Here is a 23,700-nt window from a genome sequence, read left to right as displayed (position 1 = left end):
AGGCGGGCCGAGCGCAGGCGGCGGGCGATCCTCCCTCAGCCCGCCGCCTGAGCGATCAGCCGGGCCGCGGCGGCGCGGGCCTCCTCGGTGATGACGCTGCCGGCCAGCATCCGCGCGATCTCCTCGCGCCGGTGCTCCCGGTCGATGCGCGCGATGCGGGTCGCCACGCGCTCCGCATCGGCCTCTTCCTTGGAGATCAGGAAATGCCCCGCGGCACGCGCCGCCACCTGCGGCGCGTGGGTGACGGTGAGCACCTGAACCGCCTCGGCGAGGCGGGCAAGGCGCACGCCGATGGCCTCGGCGACGGCGCCACCGACACCCGTGTCGATCTCGTCGAAGACCAGCGTCGGCGCCGAACCGGTGTCGGCAAGCGACACCTTGAGCGCCAGCAGGAAGCGCGACAACTCGCCGCCCGAGGCGACCTTCATCATCGGTCCCGGTCGCGTGCCCGGGTTGGTCTGCACCCAGAATTCCACCGTGTCGATGCCCGTCGGGGTGCGGCTTTCGGGGTCGCGCGCCAGCTCGACCAGAAAGCGCGCCCGTTCCAGCTTCAGCGCCGGCAGTTCCGCGGCGACCGCCGCCTCGAGCGCGCGGGCGGCATCTGCGCGCTGCTCCGACAGGGACGCGGCGGCGGCGTCATAGGCGACGCGGGCGGCGACGGCGGTCGCCTCCAGCGCGCCGAGCTTCTCCTCGCCGGCGTCGAGATCGGCCAGATCGGCGGCCATGCGCCGGCGCAAACCGGCGAGGTCGTCGACGGCAACCGAGAACTTGCGGCCGGCGGCGCGCAGGGCGAACAGGCGCTCTTCGGTCGATTCCAGCTCGCGCGGGTCGAAGTCGGTCTCGCGCAGGGCTGCCTCCAAGCCGCTGCGCGCCTCCTCCAGCAGGTCGAGCGCCCCGGCGAGCGCGCCGGCCGGGCCGGACAGCAGCCCCGGCGCCTGGTCGGCCTTGCGCTCCATGCGCCGGAGCAGGCTGGACAGTTCCGGGATCGGCGAGGCGGAGCCGTTCAGCGTCTCGTAGGCCTCGCTGAGGTCGGCGGCGATCTTCTCCACCTGCATCATGCGCGTGCGGCGTGCGGCCAGTTCCTCCTCCTCGCCGGCCTGCGGGTCGAGCGTCGCCAGTTCGTCAACGGCGGCGCGCAGGAAGTCGGCCTCGCGCCGCGCCGCCTCGATGCGCGCGCGGTGCTCGCGCACGGCGCGCTCGGCGGCGCGCAGCCCGCCATGGGCATCGGCGACCGTAGCGGCGAGCCCGTCGAGGCCGCCGAAGGCATCGAGCAGCAGCCGGTGGCTCTCGGGATCGACCAGGGCGCGCTCGTCGTGCTGGCCGTGCACCTCGACCAACATCTGGCCAGCCTGGCGCAGCAGGCCGACGCTGACCGGCTGGTCGTTGAGGAAGGCGCGTGTGCGCCCGTCGGCGGTCTGGATCCGGCGCAGGATGACGTCGCCGTCGTCCGGCACGTCGTTGGCGCGCAGGAGCGCCCGCACCGGGTGGCCGGTCGCGACGTCGAACACCGCGACCACCTGACCCTGGGCCTCGCCGTGCCGCACGAGGCCGGCATCGCCGCGCCCGCCGAGGGCGAGGGTCAGAGCGTCGAGCAGGATAGACTTGCCAGCGCCGGTCTCGCCGGTGAGCACGGTCATCCCGGCCGCGAAGTCGATGTCCAGCCGGTCGATCAGGACGATGTCGCGGATGGAAAGGCTTGCCAGCATGGAAAAGCCGCCCCCCGGCGCGCGGTCAGAGGATCTTGACGGAGTTGAACGCCCGGCTGATCCAGCTGCCGCGGTTTTCCGACGGCTCGTAGCCGCCCTTCTTCAGCAGCGCGAAGGCGTCCTTGTACCACCGGCTGTCGGGATAGTTGTGTCCGAGCACGGCGGCGGCGGTCTGCGCCTCGTTGACCACACCGAGCGCGTAGTAGGATTCGGTCAGGCGGAACAGCGCCTCCTCGACATGGCGCGTGGTCTGGTAGTTGATGACCACCATCTTGAAGCGGTTGATCGCGGCGATGTAGTTGCGCCGGTCGAGATAGTAGCGGCCGACCTGCATCTCCTTGCCCGCGAGCTGGTCGTAGGCGACCAGGACCTTGGACTTGGCGTCCGCGGTGTATTCGCTGTCGGGATAGCGCCGGATCAGTTCGTTGAGCGCCGACAGAGCCTTTTCGGTCTGCTCCTGGTCGCGGGTGACGTCCGGGATCTGGCGGAAGTAGGATTGGCCGATGATGTAGAGCGCATAGGCCGAATCCTCGCTGCCGGGATAGAGTGTGGTGAAGCGCTCGGAAGCGGCGATCGCCTCCGGGTAGCGGCCCAGCGAGAAGTTGATGAAGGCGAGGTTTATAAGCGATTTGCGGGCGTATTCCGAATAGGGATAGAGCTTGTCCAGTTCGGAGAATTTCTTGCCCGCGTCCGACAGACGCCCGGCGTTGCGAAGCGCCAGGCCCTCGTTGAACAGCACTTCGGCCGGAGTGTCGTCGAGCGCGAGGTCATCCTTGTCCGATGCGCATGCCCCCAGCGCCAGCGCGGAAACAAGGACGAGGGAACGAAGCAGGACGGCCACTTTTGCGGGACGTCTTGCCGCCTTGGTCTCCACGATGTCCAGCACGCAAACCACTCCTTCCCCGTCCGGGGCTCATGCCGCCTGGCCCTGCCAAGGCCGGCCCGAACGGCCAATGCACGAAACCAACCAATTCGTTCGGCAAGGGTTTTACCGGAATCGAACGCCGTTCGTCACGCCGTGTGTCGTTTTTTTTGAGCTTTTTTGTGGCGGAACTGCCGGAACGATCGTCGGCAGCTGCGAGGCCGGCCCTCGGACCGGCTCAGATCGCGCTGGCTGGGATCAGGAAACGTCGGGCCCGTACACGGCAGCCGCGAGGCCGGACCGTTCGATCTGGCCGCCCTCGCGCCAGACCGGCGCCTCGACGATCTCGTAGGCATCCTTGCCGGCCCCGGAGAACAGTTCCTCGAGGATGGCATGGTTCATCTTGTGGCCGCCCTTGTAGGAGCGGTAGAGGCCGAGGATCGGCAGACCGGCAAGGGAAAGGTCGCCGACCGCATCCAGCGCCTTGTGGCGAACGAACTCGTCCGGCCAGCGGGTGCCTTCCGGATTGAGCACGCGGTCCTCGGCGATGGCGACGGAATTCTCCAGCGAGGACCCGAGCGCGAAGCCCATGGTCCACAGGCGCTCGACGTCCTTGACATACCCAAAGGTGCGCGCCCGGGCGAGGTCGCGACGGAACACCTCCGGCGTCAGGTCGGCAGCGAAACGCTGCCGGCCGATCAGCGGCGTGTCGAAATCGATGGTGACCTCGAACCGGCAGCCGTTGTAGGGATGCAACTCGCACCAAGCGCTGCCGTTGTCGACGCGTACGGACTTCCTGATCTTGAGGTAGCGGCGACCGCGGTCGAGCCGCTTCAGGCCGACCTGGTCGATCGCCTCGACGAAGGCCAGGCTGCTGCCGTCCATGATCGGCATTTCCGGTCCGTCGATCTCGACGATGGCGTTGTCGACGCCGAGGCCGTAAAGCGCCGCCATCAGGTGCTCGACCGTCGACACCCCATCGCTCGCCGGATCGCCGATCACGGTACAAAGGGCGGTGGCGGTGACACGATCCCAGCGCGCCGGCACCTCGCCGACGGTGTCGTCCGAGCGCTCGCAGCGCTGGAACACGATGCCGGTTCCGGCATCGGCAGGTTGCAGCGTCACCGTCGCCGGCTTGCCAGAGTGAACGCCGATCCCGGTCAGTGCGACCTGTTCGGCAAGCGTCGTCTGGAGGTCCGGCCGGTTGTTCGTCATGCGCTGCCTTCTATCGTCCAGGGCGTTCGTCTCAAGGGGCGAACGCATCCGACACGACTCGTTAACATTCCCGTGTGGTGCCGAACATAGCTCTGGGGGGCGTTCGGCCGAAATAAAGCTTTATTACGGTTTGTAACGAACGAAAATGCGGCAAGGAATTGAAAAACTGAGACAATTCTACCGTAACGGCAACGGCCCGGAGATCGCTCTCCGGGCCGCCGCCAAGGGAAGAAGGCAAGGGTCGCTGACTCAGTTGGACTGCCGGCGCAGGAACGCCGGAATCTCCAGCTGATCCTCCTCGCTCGCAGCCTGCGGCCGGACCGGCGGGCGACCGGTGGCATCGAGCTGGCCGGCGGCACCGTGAGCGGCCTGCGGGCGCGGCTGAGGCGCCGGAGCCATCTGCGGCGCGCGCGGCGCGGTGCGCATGACCGGCTGCGGAGCCGGAGCTGCGGGGGCCGCGCGCGGCGGGGCGACCGGACGGGCGTCCATCTCGACCTCGTGGTCGTCGCGCCGCGACAGCCCGCTGGCCAGGCGGCGCAGCAGTCCCATCGGCCGGCGGTCGTCGGCGTGGTCGTCGTCCTCCTCGTGGTGGTCGACCGCCGCTGGGGCCGGCGGAGCGGCATAGGGCTTGTCCGCGGCGGCGCGCAACTCGCGCTGCGCGATCGGCGGGAAGTCCTCCACGCGCGGCATTCGCGGCGCCGACAGCGGCTGTTCGGCCACCGGCGGGATGTAGGGCTGGCTGACCGGCACGTCCTCGTGGCGCGCCACCGGAGTTTCCTCCTCGAGGGAGGCGGCCGGGGCCTTGGCATTCAGCAGCTCGGGGGACGGACGGAAGGCCTTGATCTGGACTTCCGGATCCGTCGCCGCTGCCACCGGGGCCGGCTCGGGGATCGACAGTTCGCGCTCCAGGCTTTCGATCGCCCGGGTGGCGGCGTCCTGCGGGACCGCCGGACGCTCGACCGGGCGGGTGACTGCGACCGGCCTTTGAACCTGCTCGACACGCTGCATGCCCGCCGTGAAGTCGGCCTGGGCAAGCGACTGCTCTTTGTCGATGCCGGTCGCCACCACGGAGACGCGGATGATGCCGTCGAGGCTTTCGTCGAAGGTCGCGCCCAGAATGATGTTGGCGTCGGCGTCGACTTCCTCGCGGATGCGGGTCGCCGCTTCGTCGACCTCGAACAGGGTCAGGTCGTTGCCGCCAGTGATCGAGATGAGCAGGCCCTTGGCGCCCTTCATCGAGGTCTCGTCGAGCAGCGGGTTGGCGATCGCGGCCTCGGCCGCCTGCTGGGCGCGCTTCTCGCCCGACGCCTCGCCCGTGCCCATCATTGCCTTGCCCATGCCGCGCATGATCGAGCGCACGTCGGCGAAGTCGAGGTTGATCAGGCCTTCCTTGACCATCAGGTCGGTGATGCAGGCGACGCCCGAATAGAGCACCTGGTCCGCCATCGCAAAAGCATCGGCGAAGGTGGTCTGTGCATTGGCGATCCGGAACAGGTTCTGGTTCGGAATGACGATCAGCGTGTCGACGTTGCGCTGCAGTTCCTGGATGCCGGATTCCGCGATGCGCATGCGGCGGGCACCTTCGAACTGGAACGGCTTGGTGACCACGCCGACCGTCAAGATGCCCTGCTCGCGCGCGGCCCGCGCGATGACCGGGGCGGCGCCGGTGCCGGTGCCTCCGCCCATGCCCGCGGTGATGAACACCATGTGCGAGCCGGACAGGTGGTCGTTGATCTCGTCGATCACTTCCTCGGCCGCCGCGCAGCCGACTTCCGGCTGCGAGCCGGCGCCGAGGCCTTCCGTCACCGCGACGCCCATCTGGATGAGGCGTTCGGCGTGGTTCATGGCGAGCGCCTGGGCATCCGTGTTGGCGACGACGAAGTCGCAGCCCTGGAGGCCGGCCGTGATCATGTTGTTGACGGCGTTTCCGCCCGCGCCGCCGACGCCGAAGACCGTGATCCGCGGCTTCAGCTCCTGAATGTCGGGCATCTTCAGGTTGATGGTCATTTTATCCTCGCGACCCTCTGGGACACCCGAGCCGGGGGCCCCTCTTCTTCCCTTGCCATGTCAGCCGTTTCCGGCGGTTCCTGTCCGACGCGTCGGACGCGTCAGAAACTCTCCCTGATCCACTGGCCCACCCGGGCCAGATAGCCTGTGTTGCCGGTCCACCCCGAGCGTCTGGTTTTTGGTTGGAACTGCTCGATCTGGGCGACCTGCGGATAGATCAGAAGCCCGACGGAGGCGGCGAACGCCGGCCCCTTCGCAGCCTCCGGAAGGCCGGCGACGCCAAGAGGCCGGCCAATACGCACGTTCCGGCCGATGATCCGGCGTGCCACCTCGGCCAGACCGGTGAGCTGGCTCGCCCCCCCGGTCAGGACGATCTGCTTGCCGACCCGGCCGGCAAATCCCGATGCCGTCAGCCGGTCGCGGACCAGTTCGAGGATTTCCTCGACGCGTGGACGGATCACCCGGGTCAGGGCGGAGCGGGGAATCTGGTTGGGCAGGTCGCTCTCACCCTCGACCGGCGGGATGGTCAGCATGTCGCGGTCGTCCGCGCTGCTGGGCAGGGCCGAGCCATGGAGCGTCTTGAGCCGCTCCGCGTCGGTCAGCCGGGTGGCGAAGGCGCGGGCGATGTCGGTGGTGACGTGCTGGCCGCCGACCGCGATCGCGTCGAGATGGACCATCTGGCCCTCGACGAACACCGACAGGGTGGTCGTACCGCCGCCCAGGTCGATGCAGGCGACGCCGAGTTCGGCCTCGTCGTCGACGATCGTCGACAGGCCGCTGGCGAACGGCGTCGCCACCAGCGTCTCGACCTGCAGGTGGCCGCGGTTGATGCACAGTTCGAGGTTGCGCACCGGCGGCACCTCGGTGGTGACCACCTGCATGTCGACGCCGAGTTTCACGCCCATCATGCCGCGCGGGTCGCGGATGCCGCGGTTGCCGTCGAGCGAATAGGAGATCGGCAGCGCGTGGGTGACCGCCCGCCCCTCGGTGACGGAATGGGACGAGCCGGCCGCGAGCACGCGCTGGATGTCGGCTTCGGCGACCGAATCGCCTGCGAGCGGTACCGTGGCGCTGAAGATCTCGCTCTGCAGCCGGCCGCAGCTGACGTTGGCGATGACGGATTCGACGGTCACCCCGGCCATGCGTTCGGCGGAATCGACGGCCAGCCGGATAGCCTGCTCGGCGGCGTCCATGTCGACCACGACGCCGGACTTGATGCCGCGTGAACGCTGGTAGCCGTAGCCGAGCACTTCGACCGCATGCGAGCGCCCGGCGAGGATTGCGCCGTCCTCGCGCGGGGTCAGCTTGGCAATCAGGCAGCAGATCTTGGTCGAGCCGATGTCGAGCACGGACATGACGACGGCGCGCCGCCCGGGCAACGGGCGCATGCGCGGCAAGTAGAGGGCGGATCCGGAGCGGCTCACGTGTTGGCCCCTCCCCGCGCGACGCGGTCCCGGCCGCGCTGGGTCGCCTTGCGCCGTTCCGCCGCCTCCTCGGTCAGCCGCACCACGACCCGGTCGGCGACCCGCAGATCGACCGCAGCGATGTCGCGGGTCAGCAGGGCGGTCTCCTCGTCCATGCGCACGAGATCGGCGAGCGCGGTCGCTACGTTGTGTTCCGGCAGGCGTATGGAGATGCCGTTCTCCAGCATCAGGTCCCAGCGGCGCTGACCGACCAGGAAGGCCGCGCGCACGCGCGAGCGCAGGGCCGGAACCTCGGCCAGGGCGGAAACGATCTCGCCGGCGCGGCGCTGCGCCCCGTGGTTGACGACCAGCAGCAGGTTGGCGTAGCGGCCGTCGACGTCGTCGGTGATGACGTCGCCCTGCTCGTTGACGATCGACACCCGGTCGCCGCGCTGCCACAGCGCGTAGGGAATGCGTTCCTCGATGGTGATCTGCAGCGTGCCCGGATAGAGCTTCAGCACCGAGGCGTTCCTGACCCAGGGGATCTCGGTCAGTCGTTGGCGGGCAGCGTCGGCGTCGAACAGGAGCAGCGAGGTTCCGTCCTGGATCTCGAGTGCCTCGAGGATCTGGAATTCGTTGGTCTCGCGCTGGCCGGACAGCTTGACCTGCTCGACGCCCAGGCCCGCGGCGCTGACCAGCGAATCGGCGACCATGCGGCCGTGTCCGCCGAGGACGACGCCATAGCCGATGGTTGAGGCGAGGAATGCCAGCGCGGCGACCGATCCCGAGAAGCGAGGCAGGGTCGCGACGACGCCGGCGGACCGCCACAGCGGCCGGCGATGCAGGCGTGCGACGCCGCGCCCGCGCGGAGCGAGCTCGGCCTCGAGCGGCCTTGCGGCGTCGTCCTTCCTAGAGCGCCTCAGCGACAGCAACTTGCATCCTCCACCATCCAGGTGACGAGGTCTCCGAAATCATATCCCTCATGGGCAGCCAGTTCGGGAACCAGAGACGTCGGCGTCATGCCGGGTTGGGTGTTCACTTCCAGGCAGATCAGGGAGCTCGTTCCATCGGCCTTCTCGTCGAAGCGGAAATCCGCCCGCGACACGCCGCGACACCCGAGAGCCTGATGCGCCGTCAGGGTAAGTTTCTGGACTTCTTGGTAAATAATCGGTGAAATTTTCGCAGGAAGAATGTGTTGTGAACCGCCTTCGGCGTACTTTGCCTCGTAGTCGTAGAAGCCGTGTCCGAGCGGCACGATGTCGATGACCCCGAGCGCACGGTCGCCCATGACCGCGCAGGTCAGTTCCCGACCGGGGATGTATCGCTCGCACATCAGCACGTCGGGGTAGGGCCAGTCGTCGCGGCTGAGTTCCTGCGGCGGAAACTGCGCGTCCTCCTTGACGATCAGCACGCCGAAGCTCGACCCCTCGTTGATCGGCTTGAGCACGTAGGGTGGCGCCATCGGGTGCTCGCTGCCGATGCTGCGCCGGTCGACGATGCGGTGCTCCGTGACCGGCACGCCGGCCGCCGCCATGACGGCCTTGGCCTTGACCTTGTTCATGGCGAGCGCCGAGGCCATGACACCGGAATGCGTGTAGGGGATCTGAAGGATCTCCAGGATGCCCTGGATGCAGCCGTCCTCGCCGAACGGACCGTGCAGGGCGTTGAAGGCGACGTCAGGCTTCGCCTCGGCCAGCACCGCGGCGATGGTCCGATCGACGTCGATTCGGGTCACGCGGTAGCCGCGCGCCTCGAGAGCATCGGCGCAGGCCCTGCCCGAACTCAGGCTCACGGGCCGTTCGTTGACCCAGCCGCCCATCAGAACCGCAACATGTTTTCCAGTCATTCGCCGACTCACCGGTACACCGCTCCCCGCCACTCTTTTTGACGGCAAATCGGTAAGGAACCGTTAACTACTCGGTTAAGGAAAAAATTTACCGACGATTCCCGCGCCGGCGCGCCACGGCGCGTCGTCAGTCGAGAAAGGGCGTCACCCCTTGCCCGGGCAGAAAGCGGCCGAGGCGCTTGATCTCCCATTCCAGGCAGATGCCGCTGTGGGCGCGCACGCGCCGGCGCACCGTCTCGCCGAGCAACTCCAGGTCGAAGGCGGTCGCGTCGCCGGTATTGATCATGAAGTTGCAGTGCATGTCGGACATGCGCGCGCCGCCGATCTGCAGGCCGCGACAGCCGGCCGCGTCGATCTCCTTCCACGCGGATGTGCCGGGCGGGTTCTTGAAGGTCGAGCCGCCGGTCTTCTCGCGGATTGGCTGCGCGCGCTCGCGGTGGGCGGCGACCTCGGCCATCTCGGCGCGGATTTCGACTTCCGCCTGCGGCGTGCCGGCAAGCACCGCGCCTGTGAATATGAGGTCGGCTGGCACCGCGCTGTGGCGGTAGGAATAGCCCATGTCGGCGTTGCTCAGGACGATCCGGTTGCCGCGCCGGTCGAGCGCGGCGAGCTCGACCAGCCGCTGGCAGGTCTCCGTGCCGTGGGCGCCGGCGTTCATGCGCAGCGCGCCGCCGAGCGCGCCCGGAATGCCGGCGTAGAACGAAAAGCCGCCGATGCCGGCCTCCGCCGCCGCCTCGGCCACGCGCTTGTCGGGGACTGCGGCCCCGATGCGCAGGCGCGCGCCGTCCAGCACCTCGACGGTGCCGAAACCCTTGCCGGTCAGGCGCACGACGACGCCCTCGATGCCGCCGTCGCGCACCAGCAGGTTGGACCCGAGGCCGATCGGCAGCACCGGGATCTCCTCCGGCAACGCAGCGAGGAACAGCGCGAGGTCGTCCTCGTCGGCCGGTTGGAACAGCAGCTGCGCCGGTCCGCCGACGCGCAGCCAGGTGACGGCGGCGAGCGGCTGGTTGGCGGTCAACTTGCCGCGCACGCCGGCAAGCCAGTCGCCGAGGGTCGCCAGGAGGTCGGGAAAGCTCACCGCACGCCTCCGAGCGCGGCGAGCTGGGCCGGCAGGGCGTGCGCCCACTGGGTGATCGTGCCGGCGCCGAGGCAGACGACATAGTCGCCCGGCCGCGCGTGTTCGGCGACGAGCGCGGCGAGCGCCTCCGGACCTTCGAGTGCGAACACCGAGCGGTGGCCGCGGGTCTTGAGGCCCGTGACGAGGTCGTCGCGGCCGGCGCCCTCGATCGGCTGTTCGCCGGCCGCATAGACCGGCGCCACGATCACCGTGTCGGCATCGTTAAAGCAGGTCGAGAAGTCGTCGAACAGGCTGGCGAGGCGGCTGTAGCGGTGCGGCTGCACGACCGCGATGACGCGGCCCTTCGCGGTCTCGCGCGCAGCGTGCAGCACGGCGCGGATCTCGACCGGATGGTGGCCGTAGTCGTCGAAGATCTCGACGCCGTTCCAACTGCCGGTATAGGTGAAGCGCCGCTTGACGCCGCCGAAGCCGGCCAGCCCCTTGCGGATCGCCTCGCTGTCGACGCCGAGCTCGTGCGCGACGGCAATGGCCGCGGCGGCGTTGGCGACGTTGTGCAGGCCGGGCATCGGCAGCACCAGATTGCTCAGCGTGCCGGTCTCGCCGGTACGCCGGTCCTGGAAGCGGACGGAGAAGGTCGATCGGCCGCCGACCATGGCGACGTCGGTGAAGCGCACGTCGGCCTGCGGGTTGGCGCCGTAGGTGACGATGCGCTTGTCCTCGATCTGGCCGACCAGCGACTGCACCTCGGGATGGTCGAGACACATGACCGCGAAGCCGTAGAACGGCACGTTCTCGACGAAATGGCGGAAGGCGGCGCGCACGCCGGCGAAGTCGCCGTAGTGATCGAGGTGTTCCGGATCGATGTTGGTGACGACGGCGACGTCGGCCGGCAGCTTGACGAACGTGCCGTCGCTCTCGTCGGCCTCGACCACCATCCAGTCGCCCGCGCCCATGCGCGCGTTGGTGCCGTAGGCGTTGATGATGCCGCCGTTGATCACCGTCGGGTCGAGCCCGCCGGCGTCCAGCAGGGCGGCGATCAGCGAGGTCGTGGTGGTCTTGCCGTGTGTGCCCCCGATGGCGATCGCCTGCTTGAAGCGCATCAGCTCGGCCAGCATCTCGGCTCGGCGCACGACCGGAATGAGCTTCTCGCGTGCTGCGACCAGTTCCGGGTTGTCGCGCCGGATCGCCGAGGACACGACCAGCACTTCCGCCCCGCCGAGGTTTTCCGCCGCATGGCCGATGGCGATCCTGATGCCCTTCTCGCGCAGCCGCGCGACATTGGCGTTCTCGCTCATGTCGGAGCCCTGGACCGTGTAGCCCAGGGTGTGCAGCACCTCGGCGATGCCGCTCATGCCGATGCCGCCGATGCCGACGAAATGCACCGGGCCCAGTTCGCGCGGCATTTTCATCCGCCGTCTCCTTTTCTCGTGTTCCCGCCCGCGGCGATCCGCTCGACCAGATCGGCGAGCCGGGCGACCGCATCGGGCTTTCCGTTCGCACGCGCAGCCGCCGCCGCAGCCGCAAGCGCCTTCGGCGCCTGCATCAGCCGCGCCAGATCGCCGGCCAGGCGATCGGCGTCGAGATCCTTCTGCGCCACTGGCCAGGCCGCGCCGGCGCGCTCCAGAACCGCGGCGTTGGCGCTCTGGTCCTGGTCGAGCGCATGCGGCAGCGGCACCAGGATCGCCGGACGGCCGATCACCGCCAGTTCGCTCACCGACGAAGCGCCCGACCGGCACACCACCAGATGCGCCGCGCCGATGCGCTGCGGCAAGTCGCCGAAGAACGCGGCCAACTCGGCCTCGACACCCAGCCGGTCGTAGGCGGCGCGCACCCGCTCCAGGTCTTCGGGCCGGCACTGCTGCACCAGCCGAAGCCGCCGGCGCAGGTCCTCCGAAAGCCGTTCCAGCGCCGGCGGTACGAGGTCGGAGAAGAACCGCGCGCCCTGAGAGCCGCCGAACACCAGGAGGTGGAACGGCCCGTCCGGATCCGGAGCGCAATAAGGTCGGCCCGCCGCCTCGATGACGGCCGGTCTCACCGGATTGCCGGTCTCTTCCGTCCTGGCCGCGATCGCTTCGGGAAGGCCGGCGATCGGAACGCTGGTCGCGACCGCCTTCACGCCCCGGGCGAGCATCCGGTTGGCGCGGCCCATGACGGCATTGGCCTCGTGCAGGATCGACGGCGTGCCGGTCAGCCGGGCCGCAAGCATCGGCGGAAAGGTCGGATAGCCGCCGAAGCCGACGACGGCGGCCGGACGCGTGCGCCGGATCACGCCGATCGCCTGCGCGGTGCCGCGCGCCAGGCTGAGTGCGGTGCGCAGCATCGCCACAGGGGTGCGGGCGCGCAGCGTCTCGGACGCGATGATATGGACTGTGCGGGCCGGGAACGGCTGGCCGTACTGGTCCGCACGCTCGTCGGTCGCGAGATCCACGCTCCAGCCGCGCCGGGCAAGTTCGCCCGCAAGAGCCTGGGCCGGGAACAGGTGGCCGCCGGTGCCGCCAGCGGTGAGGAGGATGGTTCCGCGCATCGGCCGGCCGCCTAGATCAGGCTCGACGGCGACAGCCGGCTGATGGTGACGCTCTCGGAATGCACCGGCCGCGGTCGCCGCCGCGTCAACGCCAGGATCATGCCCGCGGTCAGCGCCGTCGACAGCAGCGACGAGCCGCCATAGGAAATGAACGGCAGCGTCATGCCCTTGGCCGGCATCAGGTTCAGGTTGACGGCCAGGTTGATCGTTGCCTGCAGGCCGAACAGGACGACGAGGCCGGCCGTCGCCAGGCGGCCGAAGGCGTCCTGGTCGCGACCAGCGTGGGACAGGCCGCGCAGCACCACAAAGGCGAACACCGCCACCAGCAGCAGGCAGACGATGATGCCGAATTCCTCGGCCACCACCGCGAAGATGAAGTCGGTGTGGCTGTCCGGCAGGATGCGCTTCACCATGCCCTCGCCCGGACCCTTGCCCCACCAACCGCCGGCGAGGAAGGACTCCATCGCCGTGTCGATCTGGTAGGTGTCGCCCGACGACGGATCGAGGAACCGGTTCACGCGCGCGGTCACGTGCGGCAGGAGGAAATAGGCCGATCCGAGCCCCACGACGCCGGCGACGCCGAGCGCGACGATCGCCAGCCATGGCAGGCCGTTGAGGAAGAACAGGGCGGTCCACACCAGGCCGAGCAACATGGTCTGGCCGAAATCCGGCTGGGCCACCAGCAGCGCCGCGCTCATGCCGAACAGCAGCGCGGCGAACAGCGCGCCCGGCACCTCGCGCCGCCGCCCGCTTTCCGACAGCAGGAAGGCGACCAGCACCACGAAGGCCGGCTTCAGGAACTCCGACGGCTGGACGGAGACGCCGAGGATGGAGATCCACCGCCGCGCGCCCTTGACCTCGACGCCGAGGAACAGTGTCGCAACCATGAGCACCAGCGCGCCGATGAACACCGCCAGCGCCAGCCGGCGCACCATGCGCGGCGACAGCAGCGAACAGCCGAGCAGGACGATCAGGCCCGGGATCAGGAACATCGCCTGGCGCTTGACGAAATAGTAGCTGTCGAGTCCGATGCGCTCGGCCACCGGCGGGCTGGCGGCGAAGGACAGCACGACGCCGCCGATCATGAGCAGGATGAAGCCCGCAAGCAGATAGTGATCGACCGTCCAGAGCCATTCGGCCAGGGGACTGCGATCGGCGCGGCTGACCATCAGGCGACCTCCCGGGACTTTCGGACCATGTCCAGAGCATTGACGGCAGCGACGAAGGCGTCGCCGCGCACCTCGAAGTTCGGATACTGGTCGAAGGAGGCGCAGGCCGGCGACAGCAGCACCGCGACCTCCCCGGCCGGATCGTCGGCGGCATCGGCCGCGGCACGGCTGACCGCCACGTCGAGAGTGCCGCAGATCTCGTGCGCGACGCGGCCGTCGAGCGTCTTGGCGAAGGCCTCGGCTGCCTCGCCGATGAGATAGGCTCTGGCGATGCGCGGGAAATAGTCGGCCAGCGGCTCGATGCCGCCGGATTTCGGCTTGCCGCCGGCGATCCAGTAGATACGGTCGTAGCTGGCCAGCGCCCAGGCAGCGGCATCGGCGTTGGTCGCCTTGGAATCGTTGATGAACAGGATGCGACCGCTGCGCGCGACGATCTGCATGCGGTGGGCGAGGCCCGGAAAGCTGACGAGCGCGCCGGCGATGCGCGCCGCGGACAGCCCGAGCGCACGCAGCGCCGCGAAGGCGGCCGCAGCGTTCTGCGCATTGTGGCGCCCGCGCAGCGCGCCGATGCCGGCGAGATCGGCGCCGAGCGTCTGCGCGCCGCTGTCGGCCTCCACCAGCCGCGAGCCCTCTGCGAATACCCCGTCGGCCTGCGGCAGATGGCCGGAGATGCGCCGGACACGCACGCCCGCGCGGGCGATCCGGTCGGCGATCGCCTCGCTGAACCGGTCGTCGACGCCGACGACCGCCGTCCGGCTGCCGGCGACCAGCCGCTCCTTGATGGCGGCATAGTTCTCCATCGTGCCGTGCCGGTCGAGATGGTCCGGCGACAGGTTCATCAGGATGCCGACTGTGGGTTCGATGCTCGGCGCGAGGTCGATCTGATAGGACGAGCACTCGACTACGTAGTGCCGTCCCGGCTGCAGCGGCGCAAGGTCCAGCACCGGCGTGCCGATGTTTCCGCCCATCTGGACGTCGAGGCCGAGGGTCTTCAGCAGATGCGCGATCAGCGCCGTCGTGGTCGACTTGCCGTTGGTGCCGGTGATGGCGATCAGCGGCGCGTCCGGGCAGATCCGCCGCCGCTCGCGGCAGAACAGCTCTATGTCGCCGATCACCTCGACGCCGGCCGTCCGGGCGAGTTCGACGCTCCAGTGCGGTTTCGGATGGGTCAGCGCCACGCCCGGCGCCAACACCAGTGCGGCGAAGGTCGACCAGTCGGCGTTGCGCAGATCCTCGGTGACCACCCCCCTGGCCGCCGCTTCCGCGACGCGTGCCGGAGCATCGTCCCATGCGCGCACCTCGGCTCCGCCGGCCCGCAGCGCCTCGGCCGTCGCCATCCCCGAGCCGCCGAGCCCGAAGAGAGCGACCGTCCGTCCTGCGAAGCTGGTCACGGGGATCATCGTCGCCTCACCGCAGCTTGAGCGTCGCCAGCCCGATCAGGGCGAGCACCACGGCGATGATCCAGAACCGGATCACCACCTGCGACTCGGTCCAGCCGAGATGTTCGAAATGATGGTGGATCGGCGCCATCTTGAATACCCGCTTGCCGGTCAGCTTGAACGAGATCACCTGCACGATCACCGATACCGCCTCCAGCACGAACAGGCCGCCAATGATGGCGAGCACGATCTCGTGCTTGGTGGCGACCGCGATCGCGCCGATCATGCCGCCGAGGGCGAGCGAGCCGGTGTCGCCCATGAAGATCGCCGCCGGAGGTGCGTTGAACCACAGGAAGCCGAGCCCGGCGCCGATCACCGCGCCGCACAGCACGGCCAGTTCACCGGTGCCAGCGACGTGGTGGATCTGCAGGTATTCGGCGAACACTGCGTTGCCGGACAGGTAGGCGATCATGGCGAAGGAGGCCGAGGCGATCATCACCGGCACGATGGCGAGGCCGTCGAGGCCGTCGGTCAGGTTGACCGCATTGCCCGCGCCGACGACGACAAAGGCGGCGAAGGGAATGAACAGGATGCCGAGATTGAGGACGAGGTCCTTGAGGAAGGGGAAAGCGATCGAGGTCGAGAACGGCCCGCTGTCGAGCAGGGTCACGGCATAGGCCGCAAGGCCGGCGATGGCGAACTCGAGTCCGAGCCGGGCCTTGCCGCCGAAGCCCTTGTGGCTGGACTTGGTCACCTTCAGGTAGTCGTCGTAGAAGCCGATCAGGCCGAAGCCGACGGTCACCCCGAGCACGATCCAGACATAGGGGCTGGTCAGGTCGGCCCATAGCAGCGTGGCGACGATCATCCCGGACAGGATCATCAGGCCGCCCATGGTCGGCGTGCCTTTCTTGGTCAGCAGATGGCTCTGCGGCCCGTCCTCGCGGATCGGCTGCCCCTTGCCCTGGCGAAGCCGCAGGCTGGAGATGATCTTCGGCCCGAACAGGAACACGAACAGCAGCGCCGTCATGATCGCGCCCCCGGTGCGGAACGTGATGTACTTGAAGACGTTCAGCGCAGAAATCTGGCCGGACAGTTCGCCGAGAAAATAGAACATGTGGATTCCCTAGGCCGCCACGGATTCGTCCGCAGCGGGATATTCCTGCTTGAGCGCTTCGACAAGGGGGCCCATGCGCGTGCCGAGCGATCCCTTGATCATCACCACATCGCCCGGCCGGAGGTCCTCCTTGAGCATGGCCGCGAGCCCCGCCGCCTCCTCCGCATAGGCTGCGCGCCGATGCACCGGCAGCAGTTCCCACAGCCGGCGCATGTGCGGACCGGCGCAATAGACCAGGTCGACGCGGGCCGCGGTGACCGGCTCGATCAGCCCGGCGTGAAGCGTGTCGGCAGCTTCGCCGAGTTCGCGCATGTCGCCGAGCACGGCAATGCGCCGGCCCGGCGGCGACACCTGGGCGTCGCCGAGCACCTGCAGGGCGGCGCGCATGGAGGCCGGATTGGCGTTGTAGCTCTCGTCGATCAGCGTGGCGACGCCCGCCGGCAGCCGCAGGCGCGTCTGCGCACCGCGCCCCTTCGGCGCGCTGAGATCGCCGAGCGCGATGCCGGCGAGCGCCAGGTCGGCGCCGAGTTCGACCACGGCGAGCAACACGGCGAGGCTGTTCTTGACCAGGTGGCGCCCCGGAGCACCGATCTTGTAGGTGATGTCCTGGCCGAGGACGCGCGCCTGGATCGAGGAACTGCCGGTCTGCATGGCGACGCGCTGGGGAAAGGCGTCGGCCTGCGGGTCCTCGCCGAAGGTGCGGATCTCGGTCACGCCGGCGTTCCTCGCCAGGAAGGTCAGAAGGTCGAACTGGGCGTTGTCGCGGTTGAGAATGGCGACGCCGCCGGGTTCCAGGCCGGTGAAGATCTCGGCCTTGGCCTGGGCGATCTTTTCCACCGAGCCGAAGAATTCCAGGTGCACCGGCTGCACGGTGGTGATGATGGCGACATGCGGGCGCACCAGCGCGACCAGCGGCGTGATCTCGCCGGCGTGGTTCATGCCGATCTCGAACACGCCGTAGTCCGTATCCGCGGGCATGCGCGCGAGCGTCAGCGGCACGCCCCAGTGGTTGTTGAACGAGGCGACGGAGGCGTGGGTGCGGCCCGAGCGCTCGAGCGCAAGGCGCAGGGCCTCCTTGGTGCCGGTCTTGCCGACCGAGCCGGTGACCGCGACGATGCGGGCATGGCTGCGTGCCCGCGCCGCGCGGGCGAGGCCGCGCAGGGCCTCAAGCGGATCGTCGACGACGACGTAGCGTCCGTCCGCCGGGAGGCGCTCGAGCCGGTCGCGGGCAACGAGGGCAAGGGCGGCGCCGGCTTCCAGCGCCGCGGCGACGAAATCGTGGCCGTCGAAGCGCTCGCCCTCGATGGCGACGAAGGCATCACCCGGCTGCAGCGTGCGGCTGTCGATGGAAATGCCGCCGATTGCCCCCGGCACGTCGCCCAGCACGCTCCCGCCGGTCGCGTCGACGAAGGCGTCGCGGGTCCACAGCGGTTGGGTCATGCCTTGTCTCCTGTATCGAGGGCGGCGCGCACGGCGTCGTGATCGGAAAAGGGAAGCACCGTGTCGCCGACGATTTGGCCCGTTTCATGGCCCTTGCCGGCAACGCACAGCACGTCGCCCGCCTCGAGCCGAGCTACCGCCTCGGCGATCGCAGCGCCCCGGTCGCCGATCTCGAGCGCGTCCGGCGCACCGGCCAGCACCGCCTTGCGGATCGCGGCGGGATCCTCGCTGCGCGGGTTGTCGTCGGTGACGATGACCACGTCGGCATGGCGGGCGGCGGCGGCTCCCATCAGCGGACGCTTGCCGGGATCCCGGTCGCCGCCGGCGCCGATGACGACGAAAAGCCGGCCGCAGGTGAACGGCCGCAGCGCGGCGAGCGCGTTTTCCAGCGCGTCCGGCTTGTGGGCGTAGTCGACGAAGACGAGCGCGCCGTTGGCCTTGCGCCCGACCAGTTCCAGCCGGCCGGGCGCGCCTTCCAGATCCTCCAGCGCGCGCAGCACGGCGCCGGTCGCCTCGCCGGCGGTGATCGCGAGGCCGGCGGCGATCAGCGCGTTGGAAACCTGGAAGCGACCGGCAAGGGGCAGCGAAATCTTGTAGTCGCCGCGCGGCGTCTCGACGGTCAGTTCCTGGCTGAAGCCGGAATGGCGCAGGCCGGTCAGGCGCAGGTCCGCGCCGCGTTCGCCGACCGTGAAGATGTGCAGGCCGCGCTCGCGGGCCACCGCCAGCACCCGGTCGGCGCAGCGCTCGCCCGGATCGACGACGACGCTTCCGCCGGCAGGCAGCAGGTCGCGGAACAACCGCAGCTTGGCCTGCAGGTAGTCTTCTTCGGTGGCGTGATAATCCATGTGGTCGCGGCCGAGGTTGGTGAAGGCGCCGGCGACAAGCCGCACGCCGTCGAGCCTGTGTTGCTCGAGCCCATGGCTCGACGCCTCCAGCGCGGCGTGGGTAATGCCCTCGTCGGCCAGGCGGGCCAGTTCGGCGTGCAGCGACACCGGGTCGGGCGTGGTCAGCCCACCATAGGCGCGCCCCCTCGATGTCACCGTACCGATGGTGCCGAGGCTGGCCGAGGCGTGGCCGGCATGCTCGAAGATCTGGCGAACGAAATGGGCGACGGAGGTCTTGCCGCTGGTGCCGGTGACCGCGACCATCGTGTTCGGTTGGCGGCCGTAGAAGCGCGCCGCCATCAGCGCCAGCGCCCGGCGGGCGTCCTGGGCAACCAGGACGGGAACGCTGTCCGGCATCGTGCCGGCAAGCGCAGCAGCACCCTGCGCGTCGGTCAGCACGGCAACCGCGCCCTGTTCCAGGGCCCTGGGCACGAACCGCCAGCCGTCGACGGCGGTGCCCTGCAGCGCGGCGAACAGGAAACCGGGGCGGACCTGTCGGCTGTCAGCGGTCAGGCCGGAAACGGAAAGGGTGGGCGGCGGATGCGGCAGGCCGAGGTCGGCCGCGAGGCTGTCTAGATGCATGTCATCGTTGCGTCCGGTTCGTGCGCCGTCGGAAGGCCGGTCCGGAGCGTCCTGCGGCTGCGACCCCGCGCTCCGGCCCGCGCCATTTAATAGGAAATCTCGATCGTTTCAGCCCCCTCTCCGAACTGCGGCAGCACGCCGAGCATGGGTGCCGCGCGCCGGATGATGGCGCCGGTCACCGGCGCGGTGTTCAGCCCGGCCGTCGCGGCGAGCCCCTCGCGCTCCGGTTTCGGTTCGTCCAGAACCACCAGAACGACATAGCGCGGATCGTCCATCGGGAACGCGGACAGGAACGAGTTGCGCCGCTTGTTGCTCACGTAGCGGCCGTTCTCGACCTTTTCCGCCGTACCGGTCTTGCCGCCGACCAGATAGCCCGGCACCTCGGCCCGCTTGCCCGATCCCGACAGCACGTTGAGGCGGAACAGGTAGCGCATGGCGCGGCTCGCCTCTTCGGAAATCACCCGCGTTGCCAAGCTGTTGGCCGTCTGCTCGTCGCGCGGCAGAAAGGTCGGAGGGATCAGCCGGCCGCCATTCACCAGCGCCGCCGCAGCGACAGCGGTCTGCATCGGCGTGACCGAGATGCCGTGGCCGAAGGAGACCGTGATGGCCGCCAGTTCGCCCCAGCGCTTGGGCAGCAGCGGCGTCGCGTTCTCCGGCAGTTCGGTCGGCAGGCGCTCGGTCATGCCGAGCTTCTTCAGGAACGCCTGCTGCTCGTCGATGCCGGTCGCCAGCATCATTTTCGCGGTGCCGATGTTGGACGAATAGATGAAGATCTCCGGCACCGACAGAATGCGGTTTTTCCCGTGGAAATCCGAGATCGTCCGCCCGCCGGCACGGATCGGGCGGGTGGCGTCGAAGCTGTCGCGCATCGACACGCGGCCCGAATCGAGCGCCATGGCGGTGGTAAAGGTCTTGAACACCGAGCCCATCTCGAACACGCCGCCGGTCGCCCGGTTCAGCTTGTCCTTGTCGAGCGCCTCCTCGCGGTTGTTGGGGTCGTAGTCCGGCAGCGACGACATGGCGACCACCTCGCCGGTGTGCGCGTCGAGCACGATGCCGACGGCGGCGATCGCCTGGTAGCGCTCCATCGCCTTGGCCAGTTCGTCGCGCACCACATGCTGGACGCGCAGGTCGACGGCGAGGCGCACCGGCTCCATCGGCCGGTCCGAGGCGAAGCCGATCGAGCGCAGGTCCGACAGCCAGGCGTCGTCGACGTGCTTCTCCATGCCGGCCAGGCCCTGGTTGTCGATGTTGACCGAGCCGACGATGTGGCCGGCGGTCGGCCCGCCCGGATAGAAGCGCTGTTTTTCCCACAGGAAGCCGATGCCGGGCAGGCCGAGACGGTGGATAGCCTGCTGCTGGGCCGGGCTGATCTCACGCTTCAGCCAGATGAAGCCGGCCCGGCTGGACAGGCGCTGGCGCATGGTGTCGCTGTTGAGCTCGGGGAAGACGCTGCCCAGGCCCTCCAGCACTTCCTCGACGTCGACGATCTTGCGCGGCTCGGCATAGACCGAGGCGGTCCTGATGTCGGTGGCCAGGATCTCGCCGTTGCGGTCGACGAGGTCGGGCCGCGAGGCCGCGACGGCATCTTGGGCGGAGATGAATTCGGCCGCCGGCGTCTCGTCCATCTGGGCGAGCAGCACCAGACGTCCGCCGATCAGCAGGTACACCGCCGCGAAGGCGGCCATGGCCAGGTAGACGCGCGACCGGACCGCGCCCGACGAGATCGAGCCGGCGCCGACGCGCGGCTGGCTGCGGCGGATCTGCAGGAAGGAGGTCGGTTCGCTGGCCGCGGTCGTCATCGCCCGTTCCTCACCGGATCACCGTCGTCGTGCCGGCATAGCCGCCGAGGCTGCCGTCGCTGCGGATGGGTTCGAGCATGACCGGCCGCATCGGCAGGTCCTCGGGCGACACGATCTGCTCCGCCTCCAGCGGCTGCAGCTGCAGATAGGCATTGTAGCGTTCGACCAGCCCCTGCAGCCGGTCCGGCTGGTTGAGGATGCTCCATTCCGCCTTCAGCACGCGGATCGCCTCGCGCTCGTCGGCGATCTGCCGCTTGAGCGCGGCGATCCGCTCGGCCGAACGCTCGGCGGCCATCTTCATGTCGTAGACCGTGCCCGCTCCGAGCAGCACCGCCAGAATGAACACGAAATTCAGGTAGCGCCCCATCCCCTCAGCCCCCAAGTCCGTGAAAATCCGCCAGATGCGGGACGCCGACCGCATGGATGTCGAGGCCGCGTGCCGGCGCCGCGGTGCGTCGCGCCGCACGCAGCCGCGCCGAGCGCGCGCGCGGATTGGCTGAGGTCTCGGCCTCGTCGGCCTCGACCGCGCCCTTGACCAGCAATTCGAAGGTCGCCGGCGGCACCTCCGCCTCCGGCAGGTGGCGCGACCCGCCGGCGCGCACCCGCGTGCGGTCGGCGAGGAAGCGCTTGACGATGCGGTCCTCCAGGCTGTGGAAGCTGACCACGACCAGCCGGCCGCCCGGCCGCAGGATCCGCTCGGCCGCCGTCAGCGCCTCGGCCGCCTGGTGCAGTTCGCCGTTGACGTAGATGCGCAGCGCTTGGAACGTCCGCGTCGCCGGATGGATATGCGCCTTCTTCGGCGCGCGCCCGACGACCCGCTCGACCAGGTCGGCAAGTTCGCCGGTGCGCGTGAACGGTTTTTCCGCGCGTGCCTCGCTGATCGCGCGCGCCACCGCAGCGGCGCGCTTTTCCTCGCCGAGCAGGCCGATGATGCGGGTCAGGTCCCGGGCCGGCAGCGTGTTGACGACGTCGGCCGCGCTTGGTCCGGCCTGCTCCATGCGCATGTCGAGCGGCCCGTCGCGCATGAAGGAGAAGCCGCGTTCGGCCTGGTCGATCTGCATCGACGAAACGCCGAGGTCGAGCACCACGCCGTCGACGGCCTCGTGGCCGCAGGCGCGCGCGTGGGCGTCGAGGTCGGCGAAGCGGCCCGGCACCAGCACCAGCCGCCCGCCCGAGGCCCGCACCAGATCCTGACCGCCGGCAATCGCGTCCGGGTCGCGGTCGACGCCGATCACCGCAGCTCCGGCCTCCAGGAAGGCGCGGCTGTAGCCGCCGGCGCCGAAGGTGCCGTCGACGATCACCTCGCCTTCCGCCGGCCGCAGCGTGTCGAGAACCGCGGACAGGAGGACGGGCACGTGGCGGGCCGGTCCGCCAGCGTCTGGATCGATGTCCGTAACGCGACCAGCCATCATGCCGGTCCTCCTGCCGCGGGTGCCGGAGCCGTCTGCCCCGACAGCATGGCGAGCGCCCGGCGCGTGGCCTCCGCACGGTGCTCGCGGAACCGTTCCGGTTCCCAGATCTGGAACTTGTAGCCGAGGCCGACGAAGGTCACCTGATCGCTGACCCCGGTCGCCTCGCGGATCATGTCCGAAATCACGATGCGGCCGTCGGCGTCGATCTTCGGCGTCTCGCTGGCGCCGAACAGCGCCACCGCAAGCGCGTCGTGGTCGGGCGACAGCTTGGCGAAGGCGTTGAGCCGGGCCTGGATCTCGTCGACCAGTTCGTTGCCGCCGGCATCCACGGCCGGCGCATGCGGCGAAGCGATGCAATAGAGCCCTTCGTAGCCGTCGCGCGCCAGCACGGCCCGGAACGGCGCGGGGATCGACACACGCCCCTTCGCGTCCAGCCGGTTGGTAAAATGCGACACGAAGCCGGCCATGATCCCCTTTCGCCGGGCCTTTCTGGCCCTACCCCCCAACTCGTCCGGACACTTCTGGAAACGCCCGCACGCGCCATGCCGTGCGCCTGACCGCGCCCGATCCCGTCACGCGGACCGGATCCATCGGCTGTTTCCGGGTTGATATGGGATACCATGGGAGAATATGGGCGTCAATGGAATCGGATGGATTCAACCCCTCCGGACATACAGCCCGACGCCCCCTGCCAAAGACGACGACATCGTTAAGAAAACGCTGACGAGCGGTGAAATCGGGGCAAGCAAAGGCCCTGCGCCGACGCCCTGCGTCGGCCGCCGTCCGCGGCACGCCGCTGCGGTACGGTCTGGGTGTGTGAAAAAGAAAGATGCCAGTCGGCCTGTAAGCCGGGTTCTGTATGGCGCGGGGCCGGAACCCCGCGCGTGACGACCATTCATCTGGGACGCCCGTCGCCGGACGCCTCGCGCAACCTACCCGGATGGCCGGCCTGGAAACCGACCCGGACCCGAAGGCCCTGCGCCATCCCTATTCGGTCTTGCTCCCGGTGGGGTTTACCATGCCGCGGACGTTGCCGGCCGCGCGGTGGGCTCTTACCCCACCCTTTCACCCTTGCCGCGCACCCGAGGGTCGCGGCGGTTTGCTTTCTGTGGCACTTTCCCTGGGGTCGCCCCCGCCGGGCATTACCCGGCACCGTGTTTCCATGGAGCCCGGACTTTCCTCCCCCGCGGCCTTTCGGCGCTTGCGGCAGCGGTCGTCCGGCCGACTGGCTTCGCTGCCTTATGTGGGAACGGGCGGCGGGTCAAGCCAGAGCG

At 69.2% G+C, this 23,700-nt stretch carries 19 protein-coding genes and 1 other RNA gene; all 20 read right to left on the bottom strand.

Annotated elements, in window-relative coordinates; genetic code table 11:
- Positions 1 to 35: 35 nt before the first annotated feature.
- Positions 36 to 1,706, bottom strand: coding sequence for a DNA repair protein RecN (gene recN / locus SL003B_RS06865; protein ID WP_013652101.1), 1,671 nt, complete (start codon positions 1,704 to 1,706; stop codon positions 36 to 38).
- A 25-nt stretch (positions 1,707 to 1,731) separates the two neighbouring features.
- Positions 1,732 to 2,592: an outer membrane protein assembly factor BamD gene (locus SL003B_RS06860; protein ID WP_013652100.1), complete on the bottom strand. Its 861-nt coding sequence runs from the start codon at positions 2,590 to 2,592 to the stop codon at positions 1,732 to 1,734.
- Positions 2,593 to 2,826: 234 nt separating this feature from the next.
- The gene (lpxC, locus tag SL003B_RS06855) at positions 2,827 to 3,783 is read right to left on the bottom strand and encodes a UDP-3-O-acyl-N-acetylglucosamine deacetylase (RefSeq protein WP_013652099.1); all 957 of its coding nucleotides are present in this window, start codon (positions 3,781 to 3,783) and stop codon (positions 2,827 to 2,829) included.
- 249 nt (positions 3,784 to 4,032) lie between these two features.
- Positions 4,033 to 5,790 carry a cell division protein FtsZ gene (ftsZ, locus tag SL003B_RS06850; RefSeq protein WP_013652098.1) on the bottom strand — a complete coding sequence of 586 codons (1,758 nt, stop codon included), beginning with the start codon at positions 5,788 to 5,790 and terminating at the stop codon, positions 4,033 to 4,035.
- 101 nt (positions 5,791 to 5,891) lie between these two features.
- A complete protein-coding gene (gene ftsA, locus SL003B_RS06845; protein ID WP_013652097.1) occupies positions 5,892 to 7,214 on the bottom strand; it encodes a cell division protein FtsA in 1,323 nt (440 codons plus the stop codon).
- The gene (locus SL003B_RS06840) at positions 7,211 to 8,125 is read right to left on the bottom strand and encodes a cell division protein FtsQ/DivIB (protein ID WP_013652096.1); all 915 of its coding nucleotides are present in this window, start codon (positions 8,123 to 8,125) and stop codon (positions 7,211 to 7,213) included. Before SL003B_RS06840 ends, ftsA begins: the two co-directional genes overlap by 4 nt.
- Positions 8,113 to 9,039, bottom strand: coding sequence for a D-alanine--D-alanine ligase (locus tag SL003B_RS06835; RefSeq protein ID WP_013652095.1), 927 nt, complete (start codon positions 9,037 to 9,039; stop codon positions 8,113 to 8,115). The genes SL003B_RS06840 and SL003B_RS06835 overlap by 13 nt, the downstream gene beginning before the upstream one ends.
- A gap of 127 nt (positions 9,040 to 9,166) precedes the next feature.
- Positions 9,167 to 10,120 (bottom strand): UDP-N-acetylmuramate dehydrogenase, encoded by a 954-nt coding sequence (gene murB / locus SL003B_RS06830; protein WP_013652094.1) that lies wholly within the window; start codon positions 10,118 to 10,120, stop codon positions 9,167 to 9,169.
- On the bottom strand, positions 10,117 to 11,529 hold the full coding sequence (gene murC, locus SL003B_RS06825) for a UDP-N-acetylmuramate--L-alanine ligase (protein ID WP_041375415.1): 1,413 nt from the start codon (positions 11,527 to 11,529) through the stop codon (positions 10,117 to 10,119). Before murC ends, murB begins: the two co-directional genes overlap by 4 nt.
- Positions 11,526 to 12,644, bottom strand: coding sequence for an undecaprenyldiphospho-muramoylpentapeptide beta-N-acetylglucosaminyltransferase (murG, locus tag SL003B_RS06820; protein ID WP_013652092.1), 1,119 nt, complete (start codon positions 12,642 to 12,644; stop codon positions 11,526 to 11,528). The genes murC and murG overlap by 4 nt, the downstream gene beginning before the upstream one ends.
- An 11-nt stretch (positions 12,645 to 12,655) precedes the next feature.
- Positions 12,656 to 13,813 (bottom strand): putative lipid II flippase FtsW, encoded by a 1,158-nt coding sequence (ftsW, locus tag SL003B_RS06815; protein WP_013652091.1) that lies wholly within the window; start codon positions 13,811 to 13,813, stop codon positions 12,656 to 12,658.
- On the bottom strand, positions 13,813 to 15,213 hold the full coding sequence (murD, locus tag SL003B_RS06810) for a UDP-N-acetylmuramoyl-L-alanine--D-glutamate ligase (protein ID WP_013652090.1): 1,401 nt from the start codon (positions 15,211 to 15,213) through the stop codon (positions 13,813 to 13,815). The genes ftsW and murD overlap by 1 nt, the downstream gene beginning before the upstream one ends.
- 7 nt (positions 15,214 to 15,220) lie before the next feature.
- Entirely contained in the window at positions 15,221 to 16,306 is a 1,086-nt protein-coding gene (gene mraY, locus SL003B_RS06805; protein WP_013652089.1) for a phospho-N-acetylmuramoyl-pentapeptide-transferase, read from the bottom strand.
- A gap of 9 nt (positions 16,307 to 16,315) precedes the next feature.
- Positions 16,316 to 17,746, bottom strand: coding sequence for a UDP-N-acetylmuramoylalanyl-D-glutamyl-2,6-diaminopimelate--D-alanyl-D-alanine ligase (locus tag SL003B_RS06800; RefSeq protein ID WP_013652088.1), 1,431 nt, complete (start codon positions 17,744 to 17,746; stop codon positions 16,316 to 16,318).
- Positions 17,743 to 19,212, bottom strand: a complete 1,470-nt coding sequence (locus SL003B_RS06795) for a UDP-N-acetylmuramoyl-L-alanyl-D-glutamate--2,6-diaminopimelate ligase (protein ID WP_013652087.1) — start codon at positions 19,210 to 19,212, stop codon at positions 17,743 to 17,745. Before SL003B_RS06795 ends, SL003B_RS06800 begins: the two co-directional genes overlap by 4 nt.
- An 86-nt stretch (positions 19,213 to 19,298) precedes the next feature.
- On the bottom strand, positions 19,299 to 21,014 hold the full coding sequence (locus SL003B_RS06790; protein WP_013652086.1) for a peptidoglycan D,D-transpeptidase FtsI family protein: 1,716 nt from the start codon (positions 21,012 to 21,014) through the stop codon (positions 19,299 to 19,301).
- Positions 21,015 to 21,024: 10 nt separating this feature from the next.
- On the bottom strand, positions 21,025 to 21,381 hold the full coding sequence (gene ftsL, locus SL003B_RS06785; protein WP_013652085.1) for a cell division protein FtsL: 357 nt from the start codon (positions 21,379 to 21,381) through the stop codon (positions 21,025 to 21,027).
- Between the two features lie 4 nt (positions 21,382 to 21,385).
- Positions 21,386 to 22,426, bottom strand: a complete 1,041-nt coding sequence (rsmH, locus tag SL003B_RS06780) for a 16S rRNA (cytosine(1402)-N(4))-methyltransferase RsmH (protein WP_013652084.1) — start codon at positions 22,424 to 22,426, stop codon at positions 21,386 to 21,388.
- Complete coding sequence (locus SL003B_RS06775; protein WP_013652083.1) at positions 22,423 to 22,893, bottom strand: division/cell wall cluster transcriptional repressor MraZ; 471 nt, start codon at positions 22,891 to 22,893, stop codon at positions 22,423 to 22,425. The genes rsmH and SL003B_RS06775 overlap by 4 nt, the downstream gene beginning before the upstream one ends.
- Before the next feature lie 361 nt (positions 22,894 to 23,254).
- An RNA gene (gene rnpB, locus SL003B_RS22545) (RNase P RNA component class A) lies at positions 23,255 to 23,655 on the bottom strand.
- Between the last annotated feature and the right edge of the window lie 45 nt (positions 23,656 to 23,700).

Origin of the sequence: Polymorphum gilvum SL003B-26A1 (assembly GCF_000192745.1) — a bacterium.
In the GTDB taxonomy this organism is placed as follows: Bacteria; Pseudomonadota; Alphaproteobacteria; order Rhizobiales; family Stappiaceae; genus Polymorphum; species Polymorphum gilvum.
Note: the sequence above shows the minus strand (reverse complement) of the source record. Positions and strands in the feature narration are given on the sequence as shown.